This window comes from Nitrosomonas sp. ANs5 (assembly GCF_050584665.1).
In the GTDB taxonomy this organism is placed as follows: domain Bacteria; phylum Pseudomonadota; class Gammaproteobacteria; order Burkholderiales; family Nitrosomonadaceae; genus Nitrosomonas.
Genome location: NZ_JBEUDO010000082.1, coordinates 1 through 7,668, shown reverse-complemented (window position 1 = coordinate 7,668; position 7,668 = coordinate 1). Strand labels below are relative to the sequence as shown.

Here is a 7,668-nt window from a genome sequence, read left to right as displayed (position 1 = left end):
GAATAAGGTTAGATTGTGAGAGCGAAGCGAGCCACAATCTGAACCGGTTGTTGTACCGTTACTCGCACTAAGGGGTCAGGTCGTGATCCAAGAATTAAGAATCAGGAATCAAGAAAAATAAAGATAAGGCCTAGAATTGTGAATTCTTACTCTTATGGGCTACAGCCACGTACGCTACTCTTGTTTTTCTTGATTAGCGACCTGGCCCCTTTATACGATGGGGTGCGGTACAACCGTCACTTCTTCCGCTTGATATCGCGGAAGAAGTTTTCGTGTGAGCCCAGGGCCATCAGTTCAAGGACAAGGGCACCTTCATCAAAACTGTAACCCAGCAGAATCAATTGCTTGTTCATCTTGAACTTATGGACTCGCAGAAAGGCCAGATCTCCTTTTTTCTGCTTGCCAATGTTGGGGTCGGCCATTAGGTCCTTAACGGCCAAATCAAGGTCTTTTTTCTGGTTGGGCTTGAGTTTCTTTACCGCTTTCTTGAACGTAGGGGTCTGTAATACACTCGTGGCTTTAACCAAAATCGTAGGCCTCCAGCTTTCCGGCGTCCCGCTCTGCCTGCGCGATGATGGCTTGCCTTACAAATTCGTAGGGTAAATCGGGGTTATCTTCCATTATCTCGCCGATTTTTGCCCAATGTTCTATTTGTTTGGGCGGGGTTCGATTAAGCGCTTTGGCTATAATAGTGGCTTTTTCAATTAGATTTTGATCTAAGCGAATGCTGCTCGTGGCCATTTGTACCTCCTGAGTTGAGTTGCCTCAATTGTAGCAATATGCCACACTTGAGGCAAGTTGCGATCGGGTAGATGAGGGTATCTAACCCTCAGCCCCCACGGCACCCTGCATGCGGCTCCGCACAGGGCTGATGTGGTGTCCGGAGAAGGTGAAGCGAAGTTTTGGCTTGAGCCCGAACTTCAGCTTGCGAACACCTACCGCTACAATCGGTAACGCAATACGACGGGGCCGGGTCTATAACAAAGAATCAAAAATAACAAAGACAGGATATAGAATTGTGAATTCTTATTTCCATAAATTTGGTAAAAACCACCGTCTTTAGACGGTGACTTTGACTTTAAATGTGTTGACTTATGCGCGTTTAGCTTGGTGCGCTAACCCACCTACTTTCATTAGGTGGTAGTTCAATCTTGTGGGTCATAGTCCTGTACGTTACTCTTGTATTTCTTTATTAGCGACCTGGCCCCACTCTGCACCTGAATCAAATTGAACACGCCGCCAGCCCTGCAGATGAATCCTGGCGCAATATCAACGCCATGAACGACCTGGTGCAGGCCATCATCACCCGCACCCATGTGCTGACCATCGCCGCCTTGCAGGGCAATGCCGGCGCCGGGGGGGTGTTCCTGTCATTGGCGGCCGACTATATCTATGCCCGCCGGAGCGTGATCCTGAGTCCGCATTACAAAAGTATGGGCAATTCGTACGGATCGGAATACTGGACCTATCTGCTGCCCAAACGGGTCACACCGCAACAGGCAGCCGCCCTGACCGGCAACCGCCTGCCAATCGGCGCCGATGAAGCGCGCGCGATCGGCTTGATCGATGACTGCTTCGATCTCGCACACCAGCCATTCCGCGACCAAATCACCCAGATCGCCCTGGCGCTGGCAAACAGTCCGGATTATGCAAGCCTGCTGCAACGCAAACAAGCCCAGCGCCAACAGGATGAAAACCGCAAGCCCCTGGCGGCATACCGCGCCGAAGAACTCGCGTGCATGCAGCTCAATTTTTATGGCTTCGATCCCAGCTACCATGTCGCCCGCTACCACTTCGTCCACAAACTGCCCCATGCCTGGACACCGCTTTATTTGGCGAGGCATCGCCGGATTGTGCCTTGTTAGCGTTGGGATATTCGCGTTCCAGCGCGTTCGGCAGGTAAACCGCCCCGAACCCCGAATCCAGATCCTTGTCGTGCAAGCGCAACCCTTCCAGAAAACGCATGCCGGTACAGTAGAGAAGGCTCGCCACCAGCCACGCCGTTCCATTCAACTCGTTCAGCAGCGCCGCCACCTCTCGCGGCGTCATCACCACCGGCAAGCGCTTGACGACTTTGGCTTCCATGACCTCTTTCAGCCTGGGCAAATCGATTTCAAGCACCTCTTTATACAAAAACAGCAACGCAGCCTATACAATGCAAGCCATAGTGGATGAATTCGCGGTGTATTATGTGACTGTCAGTTGAATTGTTAAAATGGCTGGGGTAGTGCGTTTTGTCTCAAGACTTGACCCCTAGTCTACTCATGAGAAAGAGTGTTTTTTCTATAGGCATGCGATGATATACACAAGATATGTTTCCCTCTCCCGTGTATTGATGCTATGTTTGTTGCTAAGCATGGTCTTGGGCAGCACGTTTGCCCAGAACACCGCTGTTTTACAGACAGCTACGCTCGATGTGGAAACGCCCGCCCCTACTGGTGTACGTGAGCGCAGCCCCGAAGAAGAAGTCGAAAGACAAGTACTGCGTGAGCAAGCAGATGAGGTGCTGCAGCAGCAAGAAAGCAGCGTTGAGCAGCGGCTTATTCGCACCTATGCCTCCATCCCTGGTCTGCAAGATGTCAGTGTACAAGTAGAGGGAGCGGTGGTTATTCTATCTGGGACGGCTACCCGTGCTCTGCGTGAAGACGCTGCTAACTTGGCCAGAGAAATGGACGGGGTGTTTTATGTGGTCAACAAGATTGAGCTAGATGCTGATCTTGATGTGACCATCAGCCCTGCGATTGCCCGTTTGCAGCAATATTTGCGTGACGCTGTATCGTTTTTTCCTGCCTTTGTGATCGGTGTGCTCATCGTGGCGCTTTTCGGCTTTTTTTCACAGCTTGTAAGAAAATCCAACTGGCTCTTTGACCGCCTGAGTGTGAGCGGCTTGCTGAGCAGCATGATCAGACAGCTTGCCAGCACCGCTTTGTTGGTGGTGGGTTTGTTGCTTGCTCTGGATCTGATGGGCGCAACTGCGCTGGTCGGGGCGGTGCTAGGTACGGCGGGGGTCGTGGGTTTGGCGCTTGGTTTTGCCTTTCGTGACATTGTCGAGAACTACTTGTCAGGGATCTTACTGAGCATCCGTCAGCCCTTTTCCATTCGCGACAATGTGCGCATAGGCACCTACGAGGGAGTGATTGTGCGCATGACCTCACGGGATATGATTTTGGTGACTTCCGATGGCAACCACCTGTGCATCCCCAACGCCACGGTGTTTAACAGCGTCATCACAAACTTCACCCGCAACCCTAGGCGCTCGTTTAGCGTAGACGTCGGGGTGGACGTGTCAGAAGATTTACAGATGGTACAAGACGTAGGTATCAACGCCATTAGAATGCTGCCCGGGGTATTGCAAGACCCTATGCCCAGTGCGCGCATTAGGTCTTTGGGAGACTCCAACATTCTCATCACCTACACCGCGTGGATAGATCAGCAAGAGGCTGACTTTGGCAAAGTACACAGCAACGCTATTTTGGTGCTTAAGCAAGCCTTGGATGATAAAGAAGTCTTGATGCCTGAGCCGACGTATAACATTCGCCTTAAACAAGTGGATAACTTTACTCTGCACAGCCCAACCCAGAAGAAGAGCCTCCAAAGTCTGGAGGAAACGGTCAAAACACTCGATACGACTGTGGACACCAGCCTAAAAAATCAAATTGAGGAGGACATCAATGACACAGAAGAAGAGAATTTGCTCGAACCAGAGAAAGAGAAAACTCTCCCCAACGCCTGATCGTAGCAGGTATCATCTGGTCACGGCCATCAACACTGACTTTATTTCGAAGTGAAATCTAGTAGTTAGTCACGAAAAAACATAATGATAGGAAATGAGGGGGCAGGAATTGATCATTCAAAAGTGAAAGCATTCTTTCCATGTAATATTGTTCCTAGATTCAAACAGAGAGAGGCATATAACGCCGGAGTTATACCGCTACTCGTAATGAGTCCACATGCGCAGAATTTTTACTATTTTCTCTTGCTCGATGACCTGATACACCAGCCGATGCTGGTATTCATGCGTCGGGAATAGGCTCCCGCGAGGTCACCAACCAACTTTTCGTATGGTGGTGGGTTTTGATAAGGATTATTACCGATGACTTCTAGTAGTTCTTGAGCTTTGCTTTTAAGCCCAGATGATGCCAATTTCCTTGCATCCATCTTGGCCTGATTGGTATATCGAAGCGCCCACATTACCAATCAAGATCCTTGCTGCATTCATCTGTATCAGTCGCCATCCCGTCCATAATGGACTCACGCATACCCGGCATGGAAACCAGATAAAGCGTCTCATTTATAGCATTCCAGTCCTCCTCCGACAGGAGCACCGCATTGGATCGTTTCCCCTTAATTACAATTGGCTGATGAGTTTCAGCAGCCTCATCAATAAGACTATACAACTTAGCCCTGGCTTCAGTCGCATTAAGCATTGTCACAAATCACCCCCAAAGACCAAAAGCGTACGCGAATACGTACGCAATATCAATTAGGGTTTCCAAATATAACGCCCAACTCACGCGCCGATTTGGAGCTACGAAGCAGCGTAAAATCGGGATCAAGCTCTGGCGAGTGGCATTACGTGAAATATTGGGGCCAGCGTAAAATTATATTGAGCTATTTATGAACTTTATCTTTCTTCCGCCAGCCAGCAGGCCGCTTTCTGGCTGTTACCCGCCGACCCGTCAATTTTTCTATTTCCGCTTTAAATCGTTCATTGCCCAGTGCCAGCCCTTTGTTCAGCGTTTGTCGAATCTCTGTCAATAATTCTCCTTCGACATGTTGTTTGAATAATTACCGGTATCTGGCCTGCCGTTCGCTTTCTACATTCATTGCCTAAGGAGTCGTTCATAAATAACTGTAACACTTGGATCACATCTGGTGGACGCACTGCGGCGTTGCTCGTCGTCGCCATAGCCTTGCTATGACTCCTAACCCCAGATATCAAGCTGCACCTGCAGAACCCCAATGACATCGCCATCGACTACAGCGAAGTGGCGCTCGACCTGAAAGTCGACGGCCGAAGCCTGGCGAGCGGCGTCAGCGACCAGCGGGGCAGCGTGCTGCGCGCAAGCTGGCTGGTGGCCTGACCGGCACCCAGCGCTTCGCGGAAAGAGGCACGCTGGATCTGCCCGGCGAGGCCATCGGCCGCTACCGCCCCGCCCCCTGAGTACCGCGACTAACGCTCGGGAGCAGTGCCAGGCTGCAGGCAATGTCCGGCGCGGCAACGGTTCGCCTGGTGACTGGGGTCTTCCTGCATCAGTTTGCGGGTCACCCCGTTGGTCCAGCCAAAACCGTCCTGCAGCGGGTACTCGCCGCCACCTGCATGTTCGGTGCAGGGCCGTAGCAAGTACTTTTCCACTAGTTTGCCTTCGCTCTCGTAGAGTGTGGCGACGATGGTCAGCCAGCGCTTCTCGATTTCAGCGGCCAAGGCGTCATGCCGGTAATCCTGCAGGCCGCGAATGCCCATCCACTGCAATGGCGCCCAACCGTTGGGGCGATCCCATTGCTCGCCACTGTCGCCGATCTCCGTGGTGGCCAGGCCGCCCGGCGCCAGCAAGCGCGCCTTGACAGTCTGCGCTACCCGGTCGGCCTGCCGCTGGCTGGCCAGGCCGACGAACAGCGGCGTCAGCGTGGCGGCGGTGAGGTTCGGCCGCTGCTGCCGCAGGCGCCAGTCGTAGTCCAGGTAGGCGCCGGTCTCCTCGCTCCACAGATGGCGGCCAATTGCCGCCTGGCGCGCCTCGGCCAACTGGCGGAACCTCGAGGCTGGCCCATGCTCGCCCCTAATCTCGCTAAGCCGAGCGATCTGACGCTCCAGCCGGTAGAGGAAGCTGTTCAGGTCCACAGGCACGATGCTGGTGGTGCGGATGCTCGATAGCCGGTGGCTGTCGTCGAGCCAGCGCGAGCTGAAATCCCAGCCCGATTCGGCGCCGGCGCGCAGATCGCGATAGACCTCATGGGCCGGCCGCGCGGATTCGCGCGCGGTGGTGATGTCTTCCAGATAGGATTCTTCGCGCGGCGCGTCACTGTCGTCCCAGTAGCGATTGAGCAGTGCGCCGTCGCCCAAGCGCACGCAGCGCTGGGCGGCTTCGCCAGCGCGCAGCACGTCGCCGCCGCTCATCCAGAATGAGTGTTCCTTGTGCAACTGTGGCAGGTAGTCACTGGCGCGATGCACGCCGGCTTCCTCGAACAGGTCGGTCATCAGCGCGAAGACCGGCGGCTGCGAGCGCCCAAGGTAATAAGTGCGGTTGCCGTTGGGCACATGCCCGTAGGTATCGATCAGGTAGGCAAAGTTGTCGGCCATGGCGCGCAGCAGGTCGCAGTGTCCGCTTTCGTCCAGGCCGAGCATGGTGAAGTACGAGTCCCAGTAGTACAGCTCTGTGAAACGCCCGCCCGGTACCACGTAGTCGTGCGGCAGCGGCAGCAGCGAGGAATGCTCGGGATGCTCGCGGGGATGGCGGGTGAGCACCGGCCAGAGCCGGTCGATGTGCTCGCTCAGGGTGTCGTCCGGGTTGGCCACGAACTCCTGCGCGGACATCTCGAACAGACTGAAATGCTCGTGCACAAAGGCTGCGAGGTCGAAGTCTGGCGCCTCGCAGCGGGCGCGATAGGCTTCTAGAATCCGCTCCGGAGGCTGTCGCGGGGCGCAGTCGACGAAGGTCTTGCTGTCGGGGAATACCCGCTGCATCTGGACCGCAACGAACAATTCCTGATAGCGCTGCGCGGGGGTCAGGGTGTCGGCGATGGAAACCATGCCGATGTCCGTATCGAAGCGGCTGGTCTGGTCATTCACTGCTCGCGGTAATTCCATAGCAAACCTCCATCGAAAAAAATGTCGTTCCTGTCATGTAGCTGGTGTCGTCCGATGCCAAAAAGGCAACCGCGCCACTTACGTCACGTGACTGGCCGAGGTGCTGGGCGGGAATGTTGCCGAACAATGCAGCGATCTTCTCCGGCAGGTTCATCAGCGCGCTGTTGATCGGTGTCTCGATGGCGCCCGGCGCGACGCTGTTGACCGTGATGCCCAGCGACGCCAGCTTGATGGCCAGGTTGCGCGTCAGCATCTTCAGTCCGCCCTTGCTGGCGCAGTAGCCGGTGAAGTTGGGAAAAGGCAGCTCCTCGTGCACCGAGCTGTTGTTGATGATCCACCCGCCGCGCCCGCTGTCGCGCGGCCCCTGGTCATACTCGCGACCGTTGAGCACCACGTCGGCGCCCCCCTCGGCCAGGCGCAAGTCAATACCACGGTCGATGCCCTGGGAACTGCCGGTGACCAGGGCGTCTCTGTTCGACAATCTCATCCACCCATCTCGCTGTCTGCACCTTCTCGTTTACCATAATGTTGCGTCACTGTCACGCACATCCCACTTCCCAAATTCCGCGATTGCATTTTATATTTTTACCTGCGGAATTACGAATTACGAATTACGAATTACTAGAATTACAAATTAAATTACGGTGACAGTTTACTAAATACACTTTATTCCCACCCTTTACTTTCTTTTGCGGCCACGTTTCTTCGCCTTAAGTTCACGACCAGTCATTGCCGTTAACTTTTCGATCCAATCCTCCGAACCCAAAGGTCGTCCAGTTGTTTCCGACTGACGAAGCCTTTTGAATGCCTCGGTAACATCTTCCTGAGCAAGAAAAGTGGCGAAGTCACCATAACGATCTAGT

The 7,668-nt window shown here is 54.1% G+C and carries 11 protein-coding genes; 4 read left to right on the top strand and 7 right to left on the bottom strand.

What is annotated here, in order from left to right:
- Positions 1–236: 236 nt before the first annotated feature.
- Both ABTW62_RS13085 and ABTW62_RS13080 read right to left on the bottom strand, forming a co-directional pair.
- Positions 237–527, bottom strand: a complete 291-nt coding sequence (locus ABTW62_RS13085; protein ID WP_430905015.1) for a type II toxin-antitoxin system RelE/ParE family toxin — start codon at positions 525–527, stop codon at positions 237–239.
- Positions 520–741 carry a TA system antitoxin ParD family protein gene (locus ABTW62_RS13080; RefSeq protein WP_090415819.1) on the bottom strand — a complete coding sequence of 74 codons (222 nt, stop codon included), beginning with the start codon at positions 739–741 and terminating at the stop codon, positions 520–522. The genes ABTW62_RS13085 and ABTW62_RS13080 overlap by 8 nt, the downstream gene beginning before the upstream one ends.
- Before the next feature lie 536 nt (positions 742–1,277).
- On the opposite strand from ABTW62_RS13080, the gene ABTW62_RS13075 reads away from it, so the two are divergent.
- The 3 genes from ABTW62_RS13075 to ABTW62_RS13065 all read left to right on the top strand — a co-directional run bounded on the left by ABTW62_RS13075 (position 1,278) and on the right by ABTW62_RS13065 (position 3,733).
- Positions 1,278–1,865: an enoyl-CoA hydratase/isomerase family protein gene (locus ABTW62_RS13075; RefSeq protein WP_430905014.1), complete on the top strand. Its 588-nt coding sequence runs from the start codon at positions 1,278–1,280 to the stop codon at positions 1,863–1,865.
- 70 nt (positions 1,866–1,935) lie between these two features.
- Positions 1,936–2,175 carry a hypothetical protein gene (locus tag ABTW62_RS13070; RefSeq protein WP_430905013.1) on the top strand — a complete coding sequence of 80 codons (240 nt, stop codon included), beginning with the start codon at positions 1,936–1,938 and terminating at the stop codon, positions 2,173–2,175.
- A 121-nt stretch (positions 2,176–2,296) separates the two neighbouring features.
- Positions 2,297–3,733, top strand: a complete 1,437-nt coding sequence (locus ABTW62_RS13065) for a mechanosensitive ion channel domain-containing protein (RefSeq protein WP_430905012.1) — start codon at positions 2,297–2,299, stop codon at positions 3,731–3,733.
- Positions 3,734–3,966: 233 nt separating this feature from the next.
- Here ABTW62_RS13065 and ABTW62_RS13060 read toward each other — a convergent pair whose 3' ends face one another.
- A complete protein-coding gene (locus tag ABTW62_RS13060; RefSeq protein ID WP_430905017.1) occupies positions 3,967–4,158 on the bottom strand; it encodes a hypothetical protein in 192 nt (63 codons plus the stop codon).
- Between the two features lie 32 nt (positions 4,159–4,190).
- On the bottom strand, positions 4,191–4,427 hold the full coding sequence (locus ABTW62_RS13055) for a type II toxin-antitoxin system Phd/YefM family antitoxin (RefSeq protein WP_430905011.1): 237 nt from the start codon (positions 4,425–4,427) through the stop codon (positions 4,191–4,193).
- A 510-nt stretch (positions 4,428–4,937) separates the two neighbouring features.
- On the opposite strand from ABTW62_RS13055, the gene ABTW62_RS13050 reads away from it, so the two are divergent.
- Positions 4,938–5,084 (top strand): LEA type 2 family protein, encoded by a 147-nt coding sequence (locus ABTW62_RS13050; RefSeq protein WP_430905016.1) that lies wholly within the window; start codon positions 4,938–4,940, stop codon positions 5,082–5,084.
- Positions 5,085–5,173: 89 nt separating this feature from the next.
- Here ABTW62_RS13050 and treF read toward each other — a convergent pair whose 3' ends face one another.
- The 3 genes from treF to ABTW62_RS13035 form a co-directional block, all read right to left on the bottom strand.
- Positions 5,174–6,805 (bottom strand): alpha,alpha-trehalase TreF, encoded by a 1,632-nt coding sequence (gene treF, locus ABTW62_RS13045; RefSeq protein WP_430905010.1) that lies wholly within the window; start codon positions 6,803–6,805, stop codon positions 5,174–5,176.
- Positions 6,780–7,292: an SDR family NAD(P)-dependent oxidoreductase gene (locus ABTW62_RS13040; protein WP_430905009.1), complete on the bottom strand. Its 513-nt coding sequence runs from the start codon at positions 7,290–7,292 to the stop codon at positions 6,780–6,782. The genes treF and ABTW62_RS13040 overlap by 26 nt, the downstream gene beginning before the upstream one ends.
- A gap of 192 nt (positions 7,293–7,484) precedes the next feature.
- A partial coding sequence (locus tag ABTW62_RS13035; protein ID WP_430905008.1) for a hypothetical protein occupies positions 7,485–7,668 on the bottom strand: 184 nt, incomplete at its 5' end.